Source organism: Pseudomonas sp. S2_C03 (assembly GCF_054668405.1).
In genome coordinates this window covers 1,872,879-1,892,397 of record NZ_CP162766.1, presented here as the reverse complement: position 1 = coordinate 1,892,397, position 19,519 = coordinate 1,872,879, and the positions used below count along the sequence as shown (strand labels likewise).

The 19,519-nt window shown below is 62.1% G+C and carries 15 protein-coding genes; 4 read left to right on the top strand and 11 right to left on the bottom strand.

Going from position 1 to position 19,519, the window contains the following annotated elements; all coding sequences use genetic code 11:
• Window position 1 precedes the first annotated feature (1 nt).
• From AB4N64_RS08610 to AB4N64_RS08600, 3 genes are all read right to left on the bottom strand, one after another.
• Window positions 2-3,775 carry a nitrate reductase subunit alpha gene (locus tag AB4N64_RS08610; protein ID WP_460124190.1) on the bottom strand — a complete coding sequence of 1,258 codons (3,774 nt, stop codon included), beginning with the start codon at window positions 3,773-3,775 and terminating at the stop codon, window positions 2-4.
• Window positions 3,776-3,844: 69 nt separating this feature from the next.
• Window positions 3,845-5,257, bottom strand: a complete 1,413-nt coding sequence (locus tag AB4N64_RS08605; protein WP_460124187.1) for a NarK family nitrate/nitrite MFS transporter — start codon at window positions 5,255-5,257, stop codon at window positions 3,845-3,847.
• Between the two features lie 25 nt (window positions 5,258-5,282).
• Entirely contained in the window at window positions 5,283-6,536 is a 1,254-nt protein-coding gene (locus AB4N64_RS08600) for an MFS transporter (protein WP_460124185.1), read from the bottom strand.
• 303 nt (window positions 6,537-6,839) lie between these two features.
• On the opposite strand from AB4N64_RS08600, the gene AB4N64_RS08595 reads away from it, so the two are divergent.
• The 4 genes from AB4N64_RS08595 to AB4N64_RS08580 all read left to right on the top strand — a co-directional run bounded on the left by AB4N64_RS08595 (window position 6,840) and on the right by AB4N64_RS08580 (window position 10,500).
• On the top strand, window positions 6,840-8,642 hold the full coding sequence (locus AB4N64_RS08595) for a HAMP domain-containing protein (protein WP_460124182.1): 1,803 nt from the start codon (window positions 6,840-6,842) through the stop codon (window positions 8,640-8,642).
• On the top strand, window positions 8,639-9,280 hold the full coding sequence (gene narL, locus AB4N64_RS08590) for a two-component system response regulator NarL (protein ID WP_460124179.1): 642 nt from the start codon (window positions 8,639-8,641) through the stop codon (window positions 9,278-9,280). Before AB4N64_RS08595 ends, narL begins: the two co-directional genes overlap by 4 nt.
• Before the next feature lie 86 nt (window positions 9,281-9,366).
• The gene (locus tag AB4N64_RS08585) at window positions 9,367-10,044 is read left to right on the top strand and encodes a Crp/Fnr family transcriptional regulator (RefSeq protein ID WP_460124176.1); all 678 of its coding nucleotides are present in this window, start codon (window positions 9,367-9,369) and stop codon (window positions 10,042-10,044) included.
• 75 nt (window positions 10,045-10,119) lie between these two features.
• Window positions 10,120-10,500 carry a putative zinc-binding protein gene (locus AB4N64_RS08580; protein WP_460124174.1) on the top strand — a complete coding sequence of 127 codons (381 nt, stop codon included), beginning with the start codon at window positions 10,120-10,122 and terminating at the stop codon, window positions 10,498-10,500.
• Between the two features lie 105 nt (window positions 10,501-10,605).
• On the opposite strand, the gene AB4N64_RS08575 is transcribed toward AB4N64_RS08580, so the two are convergent.
• From AB4N64_RS08575 to norR, 8 genes are all read right to left on the bottom strand, one after another.
• Window positions 10,606-12,162 carry a methyl-accepting chemotaxis protein gene (locus tag AB4N64_RS08575; RefSeq protein ID WP_460124171.1) on the bottom strand — a complete coding sequence of 519 codons (1,557 nt, stop codon included), beginning with the start codon at window positions 12,160-12,162 and terminating at the stop codon, window positions 10,606-10,608.
• Between the two features lie 688 nt (window positions 12,163-12,850).
• The gene (gene ubiT, locus AB4N64_RS08570; protein ID WP_460124168.1) at window positions 12,851-13,321 is read right to left on the bottom strand and encodes a ubiquinone anaerobic biosynthesis accessory factor UbiT; all 471 of its coding nucleotides are present in this window, start codon (window positions 13,319-13,321) and stop codon (window positions 12,851-12,853) included.
• Window positions 13,315-14,205, bottom strand: a complete 891-nt coding sequence (locus tag AB4N64_RS08565; protein ID WP_460124165.1) for a U32 family peptidase — start codon at window positions 14,203-14,205, stop codon at window positions 13,315-13,317. The genes ubiT and AB4N64_RS08565 overlap by 7 nt, the downstream gene beginning before the upstream one ends.
• Before the next feature lie 10 nt (window positions 14,206-14,215).
• Window positions 14,216-15,211: a ubiquinone anaerobic biosynthesis protein UbiU gene (ubiU, locus tag AB4N64_RS08560; RefSeq protein ID WP_460124162.1), complete on the bottom strand. Its 996-nt coding sequence runs from the start codon at window positions 15,209-15,211 to the stop codon at window positions 14,216-14,218.
• 131 nt (window positions 15,212-15,342) lie between these two features.
• On the bottom strand, window positions 15,343-16,578 hold the full coding sequence (locus AB4N64_RS08555) for a molybdopterin molybdotransferase MoeA (RefSeq protein WP_460124159.1): 1,236 nt from the start codon (window positions 16,576-16,578) through the stop codon (window positions 15,343-15,345).
• Window positions 16,575-17,129 (bottom strand): molybdenum cofactor biosynthesis protein B, encoded by a 555-nt coding sequence (moaB, locus tag AB4N64_RS08550; protein ID WP_460124156.1) that lies wholly within the window; start codon window positions 17,127-17,129, stop codon window positions 16,575-16,577. The genes AB4N64_RS08555 and moaB overlap by 4 nt, the downstream gene beginning before the upstream one ends.
• 96 nt (window positions 17,130-17,225) lie before the next feature.
• Entirely contained in the window at window positions 17,226-17,873 is a 648-nt protein-coding gene (pdxH, locus tag AB4N64_RS08545) for a pyridoxamine 5'-phosphate oxidase (RefSeq protein ID WP_460124153.1), read from the bottom strand.
• Between the two features lie 80 nt (window positions 17,874-17,953).
• A complete protein-coding gene (gene norR / locus AB4N64_RS08540; protein WP_460124150.1) occupies window positions 17,954-19,483 on the bottom strand; it encodes a nitric oxide reductase transcriptional regulator NorR in 1,530 nt (509 codons plus the stop codon).
• Between the last annotated feature and the right edge of the window lie 36 nt (window positions 19,484-19,519).

The window sequence follows — 19,519 nt, the reverse complement described above, 5'->3', positions numbered from 1 at the left end:
CTCAGTTCTCCTCGATGTCGGTCGGCAGTGGACGCGGCAAGGCATCGCCGTCGGTGCCATCGAGCCAGTCAATTTTGGACATTTTGCGCACCACCACGAATTCGTCGCGGTTACAGCCGACGGTGCCGTAGTAGTTGAAACCGTAGGCCTGCTGCGCGTAGCCGCCGATCATGTGGGTCGGCTTGAGCACCACGCGGGTCACCGAGTTGTGGTGGCCGCCACGGGTCTTGGTGGTCTGCGCACCCGGCACGTTCACGATCCGTTCCTGGGCGTGGTACATGATCACCATGCCGTCTTTCACGCGCTGGCTGACCACCGCACGGGCGGTCAGTGCACCGTTGGCGTTGAAGCACTCGACCCAGTCGTTGTCCTCGATGTTGGCGCGCTTGGCGTCGTTCTCCGAGAGCCAGACAATCGGGCCGCCACGGCTCAGGGTGAGCATCAGCAGGTTGTCGGTGTAGGTACTGTGGATGCCCCACTTCTGGTGCGGAGTGATCCAGTTCAGGACGATTTCGGTCTCGCCGTTGCCACGCTTGCCTTTGACACCGGCAATGGTGCGGGTGTTGACCGGTGGGCGATAGTTCATGAACTGCTCGCCGAACGCCTGCATCCACGGGTGATCCTGGTAGAACTGCTGGCGACCGGTGATGGTGCGCCACGGGATGTTTTCGTGCACGTTGGTGTAGCCGGCGTTGTAGCTGACGTGTTCATCCTCGAGCCCCGACCAGGTCGGGCTGGAGATGATCTTGCGCGGCTGCGCCTGGATGTCGCGGAAACGAATCGCTTCGTGGGCCTTGGACAACGCCAGGTGGCTGTGGTCGATGCCGGTGAATTCCGACAGCGCCGCCCAGGCCTTGACCGCTACGTGGCCGTTGGTTTCCGGAGCCAGGGACAGGATCACTTCGGCAGCGTCGATGGCCGTGTCGATTTTTGGCCGACCCTGGCTGATACCGTCAGCGGTTTCGTGGTGGTTCAGCTCGCCGAGGAATTCCACTTCCTCTTCGGTGTTCCAGTTGATGCCCTTGCCGCCGTTGCCGTGTTTCTCAAGCAAAGGGCCCAGCGAGGTGAACTGCTTGTAGATGTTGGTGTAGTCACGCTCGACCACTTGCAGGTTCGGCGCGTTCTTGCCCGGTTGCGGGGCCACACCGGCGGTTTTCCAGTCGGTGCCGCCGAACGGCTGGGCCAGTTCGCCCACGCTGTCGTGCATCAGGGGAACGGTCACCAGGTCTTTCTCGACACCCAGGTGCCCTTCGGACATGGCGGAAAACGCCTTGGCGATGCCTTTGTAGATTTCCCAGTCGGAACGCGATTCCCATGCCGGGTCGATGGCGGCCGACAGCGGGTGAATGAACGGGTGCATGTCCGAGGTGTTCATGTCGTCTTTTTCGTACCAGGTTGCGGTCGGCAACACGATGTCGGAATAGACGCAGGTCGAGGACATGCGGAAGTCCAGGGTGGTCACCAGGTCAAGCTTGCCGATGGCGCCCTGATCGACCCATTCGGCTTCTTCAGGTTTGCAGTCGCCCACCTGGCCGATGTCTTCGTTCATCACCCCGTTCTTGGTACCCAGCAGGTACTTGAGCATGTACTCGTGGCCCTTGCCCGAGGAGCCCAGCAGGTTGGAACGCCAGATGAACATGTTGCGCGGGAAGTTGACCGGGCTGTCCGGCTGTTCGCAGGCAAAGCGCAGCGAACCGTCCTGCCACGACTTGACCACGTAGTCTTTGGGGTCCATGCCGGCGGCAGCAGCGTCGCGGCAGATGTTCAGCGGGTTGGTGTTGAGTTGCGGCGCACTCGGCAACCAGCCGGCGCGTTCAGCACGGATGTTGTAGTCCAGGGCGTGTTCGGGGAACTGCGACTTGTCGGCCAATGGCGACAATATGTCGTGCATGCTCATCTTCTCGTGGCGCCATTGCGAGCTGTGCGCGTAGAAGAAGCTGGTGCCGTTCATCTGGCGTGGCGGACGGTTCCAGTCCAGGCCGAAGGCCAGTGGCAGCCAGCCGCACTGCGGACGCAGTTTTTCCTGGCCCACGTAGTGTGCCCAACCGCCACCGGTCTGGCCGACACAACCGCAGAGCATGAGCATGTTGATCAGCCCGCGGTAGTTCATGTCCATGTGGTACCAGTGGTTCATCGCCGCGCCGACGATGATCATGGAACGACCTTTGGTTTTGTCGGCGTTGTCGGCGAACTCACGGGCGATCTGAATGGCTTTTTCACGGCTGACGCCGGTGATCTGCTCCTGCCAGGCCGGGGTGCCAGGCACCGAGGCGTCGTTGTAGTCCTTGGCGACGTTGGCGCCACCCAGGCCACGGTCGATCGCCAGGTTGGCGGCCGAGAGGTCGAACACGGTGGCGACTTTCGCCACGCTGCCGTCGGCCAGGGTCACGCTGTGTACCGGCACACGGCGGTACTGGATGGCCTCGCCAGCGACGTGTTCGAAGTGCTCTTGCGACTCACCGGCAAAGTACGGGAACGCCACTTCGGCCACGTCTTCGCCGATCAGGCTGAGCTTCAGGTCGATCTCGCGACCTTCGCCGCCTTCACGCGGCAGAATGTTCCACTTGCCCTTCTCGCCCCAGCGATAACCGATGGAGCCTTGCGGCGATACCAGTTCGCCATTCGCGTCCAGGGCGATGGTTTTCCATTCCGGGTTGTTGTCCTGGCCGAGGTTGTCGGTCAGGTCACTGGCGCGCAGGAAGCGGTCCGGTTGGTAACCGGCTGCCTGGGTCGCATCCGCCGTTGGCTTGAGCAGCACCAGCACCGGCAAGTCGGTGAAGCGCTTGGCGTACTCGGTGAAGTAGGCGCTCGGCTTGTCCAGGTGGAATTCTTTGAAGATGACATGGTTGAACGCTTGCGCCAGCGCCGCGTCGGTCCCCTGTTTCGGGTTCAGCCACAGGTCGGTGAGCTTGGCGACTTCCGAGTAGTCCGGGGTGATCGCCACAGTCTTGGTGCCCTTGTAGCGAACTTCGGTGAAGAAGTGCGCATCGGGGGTACGGGTCTGCGGAACGTTGGAGCCCCAGGCGATGATGTAGTTGGAGTTGTACCAGTCGGCCGATTCCGGCACGTCGGTCTGCTCGCCCCATACCATTGGCGAGGCTGGCGGCAAGTCGCAGTACCAGTCGTAGAAGCTCAGGCAGGCGCCGCCGATCAGCGACAGGTAACGGGCACCCGCGGCGTAGCTGACCATCGACATCGCCGGGATCGGCGAGAAGCCGACCACCCGGTCCGGGCCGTAGGTTTTGATGGTGTAGACGTTGGACGCGGCGATGATTTCGTTGACTTCATCCCAGCTCGAACGAATGAAACCACCCATGCCGCGCTTGCTCTTGTACGAGTCGGCCTTGGCCTTGTTCTCGACGATGCTCGCCCAGGCTTCCACGGGCGCCATGGTCAGGCGCGCTTCACGCCACAGCTTGAGCAGCGGCTTGCGGATTTTCGGGTACTTGAGGCGGTTGGCGCTGTAGATGTACCAGCTGTAGCTCGCACCACGCGGGCAACCACGGGGTTCATGGTTGGGCAGGTCGTTGCGGGTACGCGGGTAGTCGGTCTGCTGGGTTTCCCAGGTGATCAGGCCGTTCTTCACGTAGATTTTCCACGAGCAGGACCCGGTGCAGTTCACCCCGTGGGTGGAACGCACGATCTTGTCGTACTGCCAGCGGGAACGGTAGACGTTCTCCCAGTCGCGAGACTCCTTGCGGGTCTCGCCATGACCGTCGGAAAACTCGCTTTGCTTGCGATTGAAAAACCGCAGTTGATCCAGTAAATGACTCAAGGTTATGTCCTCTCAGGCTTGCTGCGGGGTTCTGCGCCCCGCCCACGCAATGGTTGGATTGGGGTCGTATCAGCAGGGGTTCGCGGCGCCTTTGCGCGCGTAGCACCACCAGGTCACGACGATGCAGCTCAGGTAAAAACCGACAAACATGTAGAAAGCCATCTCCGGCCCGCCGGTCTGGGCCATCGACGTGCCGAACGATTTAGGGATGAAGAACGCACCGAAGGCGCCCATGGCGGAGCTGAAGCCGAGCACGGCGGCGGATTCCTTGCCGGCATCCTTGAGTGCTTGATCACGCACGGCTTGCGGTTTGCCGGCCGAGGCTTTCTCGTGCTGGGTGCGGAAGATCACCGGGATCATGCGGAAGGTGGAGCCGTTGCCGATGCCGGTGGTGATGAACAGCAGCATGAACATGCCCAGGAAGCCGTAGAAGCTGCCGCCCTGGGCGGCGCCGCCGTTGTGGCTGACTGGCAGGAAGTGCAAGACACCAAAGACCATCACGATCATCAGCACGAAGTTCCACAGGGTCACCCGCGCACCGCCGAGCTTGTCTGCCAGCCAGCCACCCAATGGACGCACCAGGGCGCCAACCAGCGGGCCGAGGAAGGCGAATTTCAGGGCAATGACGTCCGGGAACGACGTCTTGATCAGCAGCGGGAAGGCTGCGGAAAAGCCAATGAACGAACCGAAAGTGGCCAGGTACAGCCAGCACATCAACCAGTTGTGCTTGCGTTTGAAGATCACCGCCTGCTCGCTGAACGAAGCGCGGGCGCTGGACAGGTCATTCATGCCGAACCAGGCAAACAGGGTGACCAGGACAATGAACGGCACCCAGATGAAACCGGCGTTCTGCAACCACAACTCACCACCGTCCGGCAGGGTTTGCGATTTGCCACCGAGGAAGCCAAACACGCCGAAGGTGATCACCAGCGGCACGCAGAACTGCATCACTGACACGCCCAGGTTACCCAGGCCGGCATTCAGGCCAAGCGCGGTGCCTTGTTGCGATTTCGGGTAGAAGAAGCTGATGTTGGACATGCTGGAGGCGAAGTTGCCGCCGCCAAAACCGCAGAGCAAGGCGATCCACACGAACACGCTGTAAGGGGTGCTCGGGTCCTGTACGGCAAAGCCCATCCACAGCGAAGGGATCAGCAGTGACGCGGTGCTCAGGGCGGTCCAGCGACGGCCACCGAAGATCGGCACCATGAACGAATAGAAGACGCGGAACGTAGCACCGGACAACCCTGGCAACGCCGCCAGCCAGAACAACTGGTCGGTACTGAAGTTGAAGCCGATGGCGTTCAGACGCACGATCACCGTGCTCCACACCATCCACACCGCAAAGGCCAACAGCAGCGCGGGGATGGAGATCCACAGGTTGCGCGTGGCGGTTTTCTTACCGCTGCGACCCCAGAAAGTCGGGTCTTCGGGGCGCCAGTCGTGGATGACCGGGCCTTTATCAGGCTTTTGTAGAACGGACATGGTGTTCTCCTTGCAAGGCTGGAATTCAGGAGCGAGGCAGCGACGGTTCTTTACCGAGCACCTGGCTTTTGCGTACTTCGCTGATGTACATCCAGGTCAGGGACACCCAGACCACCCCGTACAGCAGCATGAAACAGGAGGAGCGCACGCCGGTGAGGTCCACCAGGGCGCCAAACATGATCGGCAGGACGAAACCACCCAGGCCACCGGCCAGGCCGACGATGCCGGACACCGCCCCCATGTTTTTCGGATAGTCGTTAGCGATGTACTTGAAGACCGAGGCCTTGCCGAATGCGAAGGCGATGCCCATGACGAACAGCAGCACGGTGAACAGCGCAGGGCTCAGGCCGATGTGGAAGTCCACCGGACCATTGATGGTCTGCACCTGCAGTTGGGTTTGCGGGTACGACAGCAGGAACAGACAGATCCAGCTCACCCACAGCACCCACCAGGTCACGCTCTGCGCGCCCCACCGATCCGACATCCAGCCACCGACGGCACGCAGCACGCCACCAGGCAGGGAGAAGCAGGCGGCCAGCAGCGCCGCGCTTTGCAGGCTGAAACCGTATTCCTGCACGTAGTATTTGGTCATCCACAACGCCAGGGCGACGTAGCCACCGAAGACGATCGAGTAGTACTGGCAGTAGCGCCACACCGCCGGGTCTTTCAGCGATGCCAGTTGTTCGCGGAGGCTGGCGCCCGACGCACTTCGGTGTGCCTTGTTGTCAGCACTCAGGAACCAGAACAGCAACGCCGTAATAAACAGGATGGCGCTGAACACTTTTGGCACCAGTTGCCAACTGCCAGCGGCAATCAAGGCCGGGGCGAGGAACTTGGTCACCGCGGAACCGGCGTTACCGGCACCGAACACGCCCATGGCGAAACCCTGGCTGTCCTTGTCGAACCACTTGGCGACGTAGGCAATGCCCACCGAGAAGGAACCACCGGCCAGGCCGACGAAGAGCCCCAGCACCAGGAACTGCCAGTAGGCGGTGGCGTAACTGATCAGGTAGAGCGGGCCGACGCAGGACAGCATCAGCAGAAAGAACACGATGCGCCCGCCGAACCGGTCGGTCAGCAGGCCCAGTGGCAGACGTACGAGGGAACCGGTCAGCACCGGCGTGGCGGCCAACAGGCCAAACTGAGTTTCGTTGAGCTGGAGCAGATCCTTGATCGGCACTCCAAGCACGGCAAACATCATCCAGACCATGAAACAGACGGTGAAGGCCAGGGTACTCATACCCAACACCAAGCCTTGTTGTACACGGGGTTGGCTCACGATGTTCTCCCAGTCAGTTAGCCATGGCCGCAGACTAAAGAGCCCTACCCCGCAAAAACTTGATCTGTATCAACGTCGCCCCCTCGGCCTCAGGCCTATGCTGGCGCCATCTACCTCTTTGGAGGTAGCCAGGAAAAAGCCTAAAACCCTTTGTTTATCAGCGTTTTAACTTTTTCTACCCAGTGTTCTGTCGACAAGGATCCGTCGACAACTCTTTAGAGGTAGCGCGTCCGGGATCGGGTGCCCACCTACCCGGGAATGCTCCATGCCTTGTTTTTTAGTGCTCTGCCAAGGTCAGCGACCATGATTCGCTGGTTACGCAGCTCCCTGCCCGCTCGCGCCGGTCTCGCGGTGATTCTGATCGCCGTTCTCGCCCTCGCCAGCTCCCTGAGCGCCGGCCTGATCGCCTGGTTCAGCCAGGGCGATGCCGCTGCCATCAATACCGCCGGCTCAGTGCGCATGGAGACTTACCACCTGAGTTGGAAACTCGCCGCCGGTGCCCCCGCCAGCGAAATCGCCGACATCACCACCAGCCTGCAACGGCGCCTCAACAGTCAGTCGCTCAAGGCCGTGCTGGAAGACGGCCCGACCACCGCGCTGCAAATCAGTTACGGACAGATCCAGCAGCAATGGAGCGAGGTGTTGCACCCTGCGCTGGCGCGTGGCGATGCCGTGGCGTTCCAGGCCGAGGCGCAACCCTTCGTCGAACGGCTGAACCAGTTCGTCAGCCTTCTGCAACGCCAGAGCGAACAGAAACAAAGTTGGCAACAGTTCATCCAGGGTATGGCGTTGTTCAGCACCATGTTCATCCTGCTGATTGGCCTGTATGAATTGCAGTACGGCGTGGTCTCTCCGCTCAGGGAGTTGGTGGATGCCACCCAGCGTTTTCGTCGCGGCGATTTCCAGGTGCGCGTCAACCACCAGTCCGATGACGAACTGGGCCAACTGGCTACCAGTTTCAACGCCATGGCCGAGACCATCGAAGAATCCCATCGCACCCTTGAGAGCCAGGTTCAGCAAAAAACCCTGAACCTGCAACAGGCCAACGCGGCGCTGGAGCTGCTGTACCAGAGCAGCCGTAACCTGGCCACGCGCCTGGCCAACGCCGAAGGCCTGGATGACCTGATCCGGCGCTTCCAGCAACGTCTGCCCGGCCTGCGCCTGTCCCTGTGCCTGCAAGGCCAGCCGCAGGCCCCTGCCCAACAGTTGATCGCACTGCACGGTGCCAACAGCCGCGAGGTCTGCGCCAGCAGCGATTGCGCGACGTGCCACCGGCATCACAACACCAGCCAGCAGACCTTCAGCATCAGTAACCAGGGCAGCCAATTAGGCGAACTCAAGGCGCACTTCATCGACGGTCACCCGACCCAGGCCTGGGAAACTCAATTGATCCAGGCCCTGGCCAACCTGATCGGCACCTCGCTGTCTCTCAAGCGCCAACGGGAGCAGGACCATCGCCTGCTGCTGCTCGAAGAGCGCACGATCATCGCTCGCGAGCTGCACGACTCCCTCGCCCAGGCGCTGTCGTACATGAAGCTGCAAGTCAGCCGCATGCAGACCCTGATGCGCCGGGGCGAACCGGTGCACACCCTGGAAAGCGTCACCTCGGAATTGCGCGAAGGCTTGAATAACGCCTATCGCCAACTGCGCGAGCTGCTCACCACATTCCGCTTGCAGATCCACGATGCCGGCCTGGTCCAGGAGCTCAAGGACGCCGCCGAGGAGTTCACCCGTCGAGGCGAGTTCAAGGTGCACCTGCACGTTGACACCCTGGCCTTCGAGCTGTCGGCCAGCGAACAGATCCACATCCTGCAAATCACCCGCGAAGCGCTCTCCAACTGCCTGCGCCACGCCCATGCACAGAACGCCTGGCTGGAGCTGCGCCAGGACGGCGAAACCGTGCGGCTCTCGGTGGAAGACGACGGACGCGGTTTCAGCGGCGACGTCGACCAGCGCGAACACCACGGCCTGAACATCATGGATGAACGCGCTCGCAGCCTGCGCGGGCAATTGCACATTTTTTCCAGGGAGCCCCAGGGCACCCTCGTCCAACTGGAGTTCCGCCCGGAATTTCTCGGACAGCACACTGAAGGTAGCGTCGCATGAACACCCAACACCGAATCCTGCTGGTCGACGATCATCCGATGATGCGTCGCGGCATCCGCCAGATGCTCGAGCTCGAAGACGACTTCATGATCGTCGGCGAAGCCAACCATGGCGAAGAAGCGCTGACCCTGATCGAGCCCTTGCAACCGGACCTGGTGCTGCTCGACAACAACATGCCGCAAATGAACGGCATCCAGACCCTGCGGCATCTGCGGGCCATGAACTACACCGGCAAGGTGCTGATGTTCACCGTCTCGGATGCCGAAGACGACATCCGCGACGCCTTGCGCCTGGATGCCGACGGCTACCTGCTCAAGGACATGGAGCCCGAACTGCTGATCCAGTACATCCGCGATGCCATGAACGGCACGCTGGTGGTCAGCCCCGGGCTGACCCGGGTCATGGCCCAGGCCCTGCGCTCGCCGCCACGCCAGGCCGTGGTGGAACTGACCGAGCGCGAGCGCCAGGTGCTCAAGACCATCGCCGCGGGCCTGAGCAACAAGGTGATCGGGCACAAACTGGGGATCACCGAAGGCACAGTCAAGGTGCATGTGAAAAACCTGCTGCACAAGCTCGGTTTGCGCTCAAGGGTCGAAGCGGCCGTGTGGGCCATGGAGCACCTGCACAGTGCAGGTTGAAACGCATGCCTCCTTGGAGGTAGGCCGGCAGAGGCATAGGTCAAGCGGCCTGCGCTCTCTACTATGAGCGATAGCGGAGGTACGCCATGCTGACCCACCCATCCATTGTTTTAACGTTGCGCCGTCATCACCTGTTCAGCCAGTTGCCGGAGAAAGTCTTCGAGGAAGTCTGTGGGCTGGCCATGCTCAAGCGTTTGAGCTGCCACAGCACGCTCATGCATCAGGGCGACCCGGCCAAGCGTTTTTTCCTGCTGATCAGCGGGCAAATCAAGCTGTATCGACTGACCGGTGAAGGCCAGGAAAACCTGGTGGAAATCATCCAGCCCGGCCAGACGTTCGCCGAAGCCCTGCTCTTCAGCCAGGCACGCCAATACCCGGTCAGCGCCACGGCGCTCAAGGACAGCGTACTGGTGACCATCGACGGCCAGCACTATCGCAACGCCCTGGAAGATGCGCCAAAGGTTTGCCTGGCGATCCTGGCGAGCATGAGCATCCACCTGCACCTGCGTCTGCGCGACATCGACACCCTGACCATGGCCAGTGCCAGTCGGCGGGTGATCAACTTCCTGCTGCAGGAACGTCACCCCACCACCGGCCAGATCACCTTGCAGGTGTCCAAGCGACTGGTGGCGTCCAAGCTCGGGATTCAACCGGAGACGTTCTCGCGAATCCTGCACCGACTGGTGGAGTGCGAGTTGATTACGATGGAGCGGCGCAACATTCGTTTGCTGGCCGATGAAGAGGCATTGGCGGCGTTCCAGTAGGCGAAATTGATTGCAATCAATTGTGTAACGCCTCGCACCTTGCACACTGGGACGGTCCACCACAGGAGAATGCCCATGCCCCCTTCAACGCTGCCCTTGGTTTACGCCTGCTCGGGCTGTTCCAACGTCGCGCAACTGGCCAACAACCTGGCTGTGCGCCTGGACCGCAGCGGTGTGGCAGAAATGTCCTGCATTGCGGGCATTGGCGGGCACGTGGGGTCGCTGGTCAACAAGGCACGCTCCGGACGCAGGATCTATGCCCTGGATGGTTGCCCGTTGCAATGCGTGGAGAACTGCCTGAAACAGCATGACTTGCACGCTGATGTCCATCTGATCCTGAGCCATTACGGGCTGCGCAAGCGATATGGCGAGGATTGCACCCAGGAGCAGAATGATCAGTTGTTCGAAGGGATCAGGCAGTTGATTGTCAGTGACCTGGCGCCCTGTAACCTGTAGGAGCGAGCATGCTCGCGATGGAGTCACGGCCGCCGCGGGGTGTCAGGTACCCAGCGGTATCGTTCACGACTATCGCGAGCATGCTCGCTCCTACAGGGCGGCAGGTCAGACAGTGAATTTCCCGACCAGCCCTTCCAGCTCATGCCCAAGGCGCGCCAGCTCGATGCTGGAAGCGGCGGTTTCCTCGCTGGCACCGGCCGTTTGATCGGAAATATCGCGCACGTTGATCACGCTGCGGTTGATCTCCTCGGCCACTGCGCTCTGCTGTTCCGCCGCCGTGGCGATCTGCTGGTTCATCGCCTGGATGGTCGACACCGTGCGCGTGATGCCTTCGAGCGACTCACCGGCGCGCCGAGTGAATTGCACGCTGCTTTGGCTCATGTCCAGGCTGGTGTCCATGCTCGCGGAAACGGCTTCGGTGCTGGTTTGAATGCCGACAATCAGGCTTTCGATTTCTTCGGTGGAGCGCTGGGTACGTTGGGCCAGGTTGCGCACTTCATCGGCCACTACCGCAAAGCCGCGCCCCGCCTCGCCGGCCCGTGCCGCTTCAATGGCCGCGTTCAGCGCCAGCAGGTTGGTCTGTTGTGCCACGGCCTTGATCACGTCCAGCACACCACCGATCTTGTCGCTCTGCCCTTTCAGATGAGCCACGGCCTTCGCTGAGCTGCCCACCTCTTGTGCCAGGCGCTCAATGCGCTCGATGGCATCGCCCACCACCTGCTCACCTTCATTGGCCTGCTGATCGGCAACGGTCGCAGCCCGATTCGCTTCTTCGGCGTTGCGAGCAACGTCTTGCACGGTCGCGGTCATTTCGTTCATGGCGGTGGCGACGTGGTCGGTTTCCATTTTCTGGCTGTTGACCCCGGCGCTGGTCTCTTCGGTCACCGCGGACAACTGCTCGGCGGCGCTGGCGACCTGTACCACACTGTGGCGGATGCCGCCGATCAAGTCTCGTAGCGCGAGGGTCATTTGCTGCAGGCTCGATTGCAGTTGGCCCAGTTCGTCGCGTCGGTCGACTTGCACGTCGTGGCTAAGATCGCCCTTGGACACGCGCGACATGGCTTCCAGCGTGTGACGCAGGGGGCCGACGATTTGTCGGGTGATGACCCAGGCGGTCAGGCTGCCGATCAATAACGCGACTATTCCGAGCCCGACCAACAGCGACTTGGCGGCGGTAGCATCGGCATCGCGCTTGTTGTTCTGCGCCTCGATCAATTCCTGGGAAGTGGTCAGCAGACGATCGCCCAACTGCACCAGACGGCTGTACAACGCTTTGGCGTCGGTCGCGGGCTGACTCAGTTGAGGCAAAAGTTTTGCGTACTCTTTGACCGCGTCAATTTGCTGGGCAAGTAACGCCTGATCAGCGGCCGTGCTGTAATGCCCTTTGATACTTTCCAGGTGAGTGGCCAACCGATCAAGAATCTTGTAGACGGGCTGCAAAGCTTCAACCTGAGTATTGCTGCCCGCCCGTAACCGCTCGATACGTAACTCTCGGGTGTATTCGCCGACTTTGACAATGTTCTCGATCTTTACGCCCCGCTCGGTCAGCGAGGTCAACGCATGCCAACCGGCAACGATCAACAGTAATGCCAGACCCAGTACGAGGCCAAAACCAAGTGCCAATTTGGCACCCACACGGATATTCCTGATCCATACAAACATACCCACTCCTATTAGCCATGCTTACTGATTGGAGTCGGTATCGGTTGTGCGATAGTTATCTTGAGTAGACTTTAGTCGCTGAATATTTCCGGCTGGTGTAACGCACTGTAGGAGCGAGCTTGCTCGCGATGGCGGCTCAAACACCGCAGGGCATCAGACAGCCCGCGTTATCGTTGACGACCATCGCGAGCAAGCTCGCTCCCACCGGAGAGCGCGTACCTCTGTTGGAGCGAGCACGCTCGCGATGGCGGCTCGAACACCGCAGGGTGTCAGGCTGCCAGCGTTATCGTTGACGACCATCGCGAGCAAGCTCGCTCCCACCGCAGAGCGCGTACCTCTGTTGGAGCGAGCACGCTCGCGATAGCGGCTCAAACACCGCGGGGTGTCAGGCTGCCAGCGTTATCGTTGACGACCATCGCGAGCAGGCTCGCTCCCACCGGAGAGCGCGTACCTCTGTTGGAGCGAGCACGCTCGCGATGGCGGCTCGAACACCGCAGGGTTTCAGGCTGCCAGCGGTATCGTTGACGACCATCGCGAGCAAGCCCGCTCCCACCGGAGAGCGCGTACCTCTGTAGGAGCGAGCACGCTCGCGATGGCGGCTCGAACACCGCAGGGTGTCAGGCTGCCAGCGTTATCGTTGACGACCATCGCGAGCAAGCTCGCTCCTACAGTTGGGTGCGTAGTGCGATTACTGGGTAGCCAACCCCTTCCCCGCCCGCTCAAGGTTGCGCCACAGCCACACCGGCAAGACATCCGGGTCGAGGCTGTCGATCAGGTTCTTCAACGCCAATCCCAGCTCGGTATCGCCCTCGATCACCAGGCGTCGGCGGAAGAACAGCGTGTCCGGATCTTCCTGGCGGCTGGCCAGCAACAGGAACTCGCGCCAGTTGCCGCTGATGGTTACGTGGGCTTGGGCCTGTTCGGCGATGCGCAGGCCCTCGCGATTGAGCGTCATGAACCAGGACAAGCCCAGGTCCGGAATACGCAGGCACAGCCAGCGCCCGCGAAGCATTTCGAACTGTCCGTCACGCAACGGCTCGGCCAGGCAGCGGTTCAGCGCCTGTTGCAATGCCAGGCGCTGCACCACGAACGGCACACGACGCACCAGGGGCAGAAGCCGGTCAGCGCCTTTGAGCAACCACTTCTTGCGGTTCAGCACAGGCCCACCTCCTCAACGCGCAACATGCCGGCCTGGCCGTGCCAGTAACCGTTGCAACCCTCCACGAACAACGGCGGTTCCTCACCCCCGAGCACCTTGTGATAAGCCGCGATGACCTCTGTCATGCCCTGGGCACGCGGGCTCAGGCGCAGCAGATCGGCGCCGCAGGCGACCAGCCCCGAGTAATCGGCCAGCAGGTTGGTGACCTCCGCGGACATGGTCTGGATGCCGTTGAGGGTAAACAACGGCTGCCCTTCCTGGCTGGTCAACGCCATGCCGTCGGGATAGTTGAGGCAGCAGAACTGGCAGTCGTCCTTTGGCCGGTTTTCCGCCCGTGCAGTGAAGCAGCGTGCCGAATAGGCCAATGGCAGGTGCCCGTAGGCGAAGATTTCCACTTCCGGCACCGCATGCCCGAGTTCACGCACCTGCTCGATCACGTCGCGGATCAGCACGGCGGAACACTCCACCGGCGGCACCCAGCGGATCATGCCGCTGTCGAGCATTTGTCCCAGCGAATGCCCGTTGTACAAGTTGAGTGCCGGGCCGCCCACGAACGGCAATTTGCGCTCAGAGAGGAACTGCACCGCGCTCATGTCATTGGCTTCTACCAGCAACTGGCCGTTGTCGCACAGACGACGCACGCTGGACAGTTCCGATGCCGCTTCGATCAGCGTCAGGCTGGACATCACCAATTGCGCCTGGCTGCATTCCTGCAACTCGCGGCCCAGGCCCAACCACTGATCGAGGGAAAATGCCCGACGTTTCGAGCACACGGTTTCCCCCAGGTAAATCACGTCCAGCGGCTGGCTAGACATCTCGGCGTAGAAGTTGCCGAGTTGCGCTTTGTCCCAATAAAACAGGACCGGTCCAAGGCTGAGTTTCATGTTCTCTCCCTCATTGCCATGATCGATGGTAAGCACCCAGGGTGGTCTGGCTGCCTTCGGACAGGCCGGCCAGCACCTTGCGCCATTCTTCCTTGACCCGGAAACTGCTCGGTGCGGTGCGGTGAGCATCCAGCGCCGCCCGCCAGACCCGGGTGACCTGCTCGACATAGGCCGGGCTGCGCTGCCGTCCCTCGATCTTCACCGCTTCGACGCCGATGGCGTTGAGCTCCGGGAGCAAGTCCAGGGTGTCGAGGCTGGTGGGTTCTTCAAGGGCATGGAAGCGCTTGCCGTCGACCAGAAAACGGCCCTTGCACAGGGTCGGATAGCCGGCAGGTTCGTCGGGGGTGTAGCGGTCGATCAACACTTCACTCAGGCGGGCACTCAAGCCATCGGTGTCTTCGCTCCAGCGCACGGCCTTGGCCGGCGAGCAGACGCCGCACAGGTTCGGCGACTCGCCGGTGATGTAGGACGACAAATGACAGCGCCCCTCAGCCATGATGCACAGGCTGCCGAAACCGAAGACTTCGATCGGCACCGTACTGCTCGCGGCCACCTGGCGTACCTGGGCCAGCGACAATACCCGTGGCAGCACGGCGCGGCGGATGTCATAACGCTGCGCATAAAACGCCAGGGCGGTGGCATTGGTCGCCGAGCCCTGCACCGACAAGTGCAGGTTCAGGTTCGGGTGACGTTTGCTGGCGTAGCTGAGCACGCCCGGGTCGGCGGCGATCAACGCGTCCACACCGAAATCGGCGGCACGGTCCACCGCCCGCTGCCAACGTTCCCAGCCCTTGGGCTGCGGGTAGGTGTTGACCGCGACGTAGATTTTGCGCTGGTGCTGGTGGATGTGGGCGACAGCGGCGTCGAACTGTTTGTCGTCCATGTTCAGCCCCGCAAAATGCCGGGCGTTGGTGTCATCGCGAAAGCCGACGTACACGGCATCGGCGCCTTGGCGCACCGCCGCTTTCAGCGCAGGCAGGTTCCCTGCCGGGCAGACCAGTTGCATGGGTAATCCTCGTGAAAAAACGCCTGCGGACCGTCGACATAGCTTGTGGCACGAGGTCCGCACCTGCGTAAAAAAGGCGCTGCCAGTCTAGCCAGACCGGCAGGAACGACCTTGACGGCAATCAATTGCCCCTACTGCGTCAGGCTGGCGAACGGCAGGAACATCACCTCGTCGTGCTTGTGCACTTGGGCCTCGCGTTCGATCACCGCCAGCCCTTCGGCCCAGCACGCGGCGGTCAACATGGCCGAGCTTTGCTGCGGATGCAGCTCCATGCTCAAGCGGCCTTGGGCGTCCGGGGTCAGGCGCGCTCGCAGGTACTGGCGACGTTTGTTGCGCTTGGGCCAGTCGAAGCCGGCCGGCACTGCCAATGGCAAAGGCAGCACCTCGCTGACGCCCTGCGCCCGCAGCAGAAATGGACGCACCACGACCATGGCAGTAATCAACGCCGCCGACGGATTGCCCGGCATACCGATCCACGGTTTGCCCAACACCTCGCCATAGGCCAGCGGCTTGCCGGGCTGAATGGCCAGGCGCCAGAAATTGACCTTGCCCAGTTCCTGGATCGCCTTTTTCAGGTGGTCCTCTTCACCGACGGAAACGCCGCCGGAACTCAACAACAGGTCGCAGCGCGCCGCGACCATGCTCAGGGTTTGTCGACTGGTCTGCAGGTCGTCAGCCATGACCCCGTAGTCGTGCACTTCCACGCCCCAGCCGCGCAACAACGCCGCGAGCAGGTAGCGATTGCTGTTGTAGATCTGCCCAGGTGCCAGCAACTCACCAGGCTCACGCAACTCGTTGCCGCTGCTGAGCAAGCCCACCTGCAGCGGCCGGTACACTTCGACCCGCGCCACGCCGGCACCGGCCAGCAAACCCAGCTCCTGAGCGCGCAGGCGTTTGCCGGTCTTGAGCAACAACGCCCCACGGCGGATTTCTTCGCCCTGCTTGCGCACGTGATCACCCAGGCTCACCGGCGGGAACCACACACCATCGCCCTCGACACGACACAGTTCCTGAGGCACCACGGTGTCGGCGCCTTCGGGCAAGGGCGCGCCGGTGAAAATCTGCACCGCATGCTGGGCGCGCAACGTCGGCCCCGGCGGATCACCCGCTGCGATGCGTCCGCCCATCAGCAGGTAGCCACCCTCCTCCGGCAAGTCCGAAGCCCGTAGCGCATAACCGTCCATGGCGCTGTTGTCCCAGGCCGGCAGGTTGACTGGCGAAACAATGTCTGCCGCCAGCACGCGGCCCATGGCCTGTTCCAGCGGGATCATTTGCGCCAGTGGCGGTGGCGGCACCTGCTCGAGCAAATGCGCGATGGCGTCGTCCACCGGCATCAAGTGGCCAAGGTCGCACCCGCAGCCGTTCACGAGCGCGACTCGCAGGCGTCGATGACTCGTTGCGATTGCGCTTTCAAATGCGGTGCGAAATTGCACGGGCCAGTGCGGCTGTCCAGCTGCTCCACCAGGATCTTGTTCCAGGCGGTCCGGCAGGCACCCGGAGAACCCGGTACGCAGCACACCAGTACGCCGTTGCTCATGCCGGCGAGCGCACGCGATTGCAGGCTGGACATGCCGATCTCTTCCAGCGACACCTGACGGAACAGTTCTCCGAAGCCTTCCACGTGTTTGTCCAGCAACGGCAAGACCGCTTGCGGGGTGTTGTCGCGGGCGGTAAAGCCAGTGCCGCCGGTCATCAGGATGACTTGCACCTTGGGGTCGGCAATCCAGCGCGAAACGATGGCGCGGATCTGATAGATGTCGTCCTTGACCAGGCCACGGTCGATCAACAGGTGCCCGGCGCCTTGCAGCAGATCGGCCAGGGTCTGGCCAGAGGTGTCAGTGTCGAAGGTGCGCGTGTCGCTGATGGTCAGCACCGCGATGTTCAAAGGTTCGAAAGTGCGTTGCGCCAGATGGGCCATGTTCAAGCCTCCCATGGAAAATGATAGTGGCAAGCCTGAACCGCAATGGCGGTCCGGCCTATTCCTCCAAAGAGATACCTCGACTGGAAAACAGGCTCAGGGCGCCAGGCGATTGCGCCGCCAATGGCCGTTGTGCAGGCGATAATCGATGCGGTCATGCAGGCGATCGGCACGGCCCTGCCAGAACTCCAGGCGCTCGGGACGCAGGCAGTAACCGCCCCAATGCTCGGGGCGCACAACGGGCTCGTCGACGAAGCGTTTGGTGATGTCCGCCAGCAGCGAATCCAGCGCGGCGCGGCTGACCAGCGGACGGCTTTGCGGTGAGGCCCAGGCCCCAAGCCGACTGGAGACGGAGCGGCTGTTGAAGTAGGCGTCCGAGAGCGCCGGGTCGAGTTTCGACACCAGGCCTTCGACGCGCACCTGACGTTCCAGCCCCGGCCAGAAAAACGTCATGGCCGCAAAGGGGTTGGCTGCCAGTTGCTGACCCTTGTCGCTTTGGTAGTTGCCGAAAAAGGTAAAGCCTTCCTCGCTCAGCCCCTTGAGCAACAACACCCGGCAATGCGGCCGCCCTTCACTGTCGACGGTGGCCAGCATCATGCTGTTGGCTTCGACCGGCGCCTGCTCGGTGTCCCGGGCCTGTTGCAACCATTGGCTGAACATCGCCAGCGGGTCGTCAAGCGCCTGCTCGTCCTGCAGGCCAAACAAGGTGTAGTTGCGGCGCATCTGCGCCAGGGAAAGCGTCATGGCAGTGATCTCCGGTGGTGTTCACCCCAGTGTGCGAGCCACCGGGGCAGACCACCTTGATCGCCATCAACACCCGCCGTTTATTTCAGCCCCAGACGCTTGGCCAGCTTGTGCAGGTTGCTGGCATCGACTTCCAGCATGCGTGCGGCACGGGCCCAGTTGTCATCGGCAAGGCGCAGGGAATGCAGGATTTTTTGTCGCTGGCAGTCATCCACCGCATCGCTCAAGGCCTGGAACGGTGCATCGTTTGCCAACTCCTGGGCTGGCTCGCTGGTCGCTCCCGGCATAACCATCTCGCTGTCGAGATCCAGCACGTGCGGCTCCAGGGTGATGATCAACGAACGACTGGTTCCACGACTCAGCTCCTTCAATGCCGCACGACTGATCACGTGCTCCAGCTCGCGCACGTTGCCCGGCCAGGTGTACGCCAACAAGGCGCGTTCGGCCGCCGGCGACAGGCGCAGGCCACGCAGGCCCAGGCGCGCGCGGTTGAGTTCGAGGAAATGCCCCGCCAGCATCAGCACGTCATTGCCGCGTTCGCGCAGGGCCGGGATCGGCACCGGGTACACCGAGAGACGGTGGTACAGGTCAGCGCGAAACAGGCCATCGCGAATGCTGTCGGGCAGGTGGCGGTTGGTCGCCGCGATGATGCGCACGTCGACGTGCAACGGCTTGTCCGCACCCAGGCGCTGGATCTCGCCGTTCTGCAACGTGCGCAACAACTTGGCCTGCACGCTCAAGGGCAATTCGCCGACCTCATCCAGGAACAGCGTGCCGCCATTGGCCGCATCGAAGCGGCCTGCGCGGTCACTGGTGGCACCGGAAAATGCGCCTTTGACGTGACCGAACAATTCACTTTCAGCCAGGGATTCCGGGAGCGCCGCGCAGTTAACCTGGATCAGGGGCTTGTGGCTGCGCCGCGACAAACGATGCAGGCGACGGGCGAACAGCTCCTTGCCGACACCGGTCTCACCCAACAGCAACACAGGCAGATCGGAGTCGGCCAGCACATCCAGTTCGTTGAGCAAATGATCAATCACCTCGCTTTGTCCGAGGATCTCGCCGTCATCGACCGGCCTGTGCAAGTCCTGCGGATCGCTGCGGGACAGGCGCAAGCTGCGGTTTTCCTGCTCCAGGCGGGTGACCCGCACTGCGGCCTCTATCTGCAGGGTGCAGCGCTTGAGTTCGTCCCGCGCGCGGCTGTCGAAAGTGCCAGGCTGTAACGCATCGAGGGTGATCGCGCCCCAGACCTTGCCATCCACGTACAGGCTCACGCCCATGCAGTCATGCACCGACAACGACTCGCCGACCTGGTGGTCGACCAGCCCGTCGTAAGGGTCGGGCAGACGACTGTCGGGCTCGAACCAAGTGGGCTCGCGTGAGGCCATGATCGCCGCCAGGCGTGGATGCTGGGCGATGACAAAGCGCCGACCCAACGCTTCATGGACAAGGCCCACCGTGGCCACCGGACGCAGGCTGTCTTCGTCCAGGCGCAGCAAACCGACGGCACCGCTGTGGAAATATTCACGCAGGGTCTGCACCAGACGTTGTAACCGTACGGCATTGGGCAACTCGACGATCAGGTCGGCCGCCAGGCTCTCACGCAGCATGGTAGTAATCACCCTCTACGGTGGGATTGACCCTGT

Excerpts from the sequence above, each read along its gene's own strand:
- AB4N64_RS08605 (WP_460124187.1), bottom strand. The coding sequence starts at position 5,257 with ATGTCCGTTCTACAAAAGCCTGATAAAGGCCCGGTCATCCACGACTGG.
- AB4N64_RS08595 (WP_460124182.1), top strand. The coding sequence starts at position 6,840 with ATGATTCGCTGGTTACGCAGCTCCCTGCCCGCTCGCGCCGGTCTCGCG.
- AB4N64_RS08585 (WP_460124176.1), top strand. The coding sequence starts at position 9,367 with ATGCTGACCCACCCATCCATTGTTTTAACGTTGCGCCGTCATCACCTG.
- AB4N64_RS08575 (WP_460124171.1), bottom strand. The coding sequence starts at position 12,162 with ATGTTTGTATGGATCAGGAATATCCGTGTGGGTGCCAAATTGGCACTT.
- AB4N64_RS08580 (WP_460124174.1), top strand. The coding sequence starts at position 10,120 with ATGCCCCCTTCAACGCTGCCCTTGGTTTACGCCTGCTCGGGCTGTTCC.
- narL (WP_460124179.1), top strand. The coding sequence starts at position 8,639 with ATGAACACCCAACACCGAATCCTGCTGGTCGACGATCATCCGATGATG.
- ubiU (WP_460124162.1), bottom strand. The coding sequence starts at position 15,211 with ATGCAACTGGTCTGCCCGGCAGGGAACCTGCCTGCGCTGAAAGCGGCG.
- pdxH (WP_460124153.1), bottom strand. The coding sequence starts at position 17,873 with ATGACGCTTTCCCTGGCGCAGATGCGCCGCAACTACACCTTGTTTGGC.
- norR (WP_460124150.1), bottom strand. The coding sequence starts at position 19,483 with ATGCTGCGTGAGAGCCTGGCGGCCGACCTGATCGTCGAGTTGCCCAAT.
- moaB (WP_460124156.1), bottom strand. The coding sequence starts at position 17,129 with ATGGCCCATCTGGCGCAACGCACTTTCGAACCTTTGAACATCGCGGTG.
- AB4N64_RS08565 (WP_460124165.1), bottom strand. The coding sequence starts at position 14,205 with ATGAAACTCAGCCTTGGACCGGTCCTGTTTTATTGGGACAAAGCGCAA.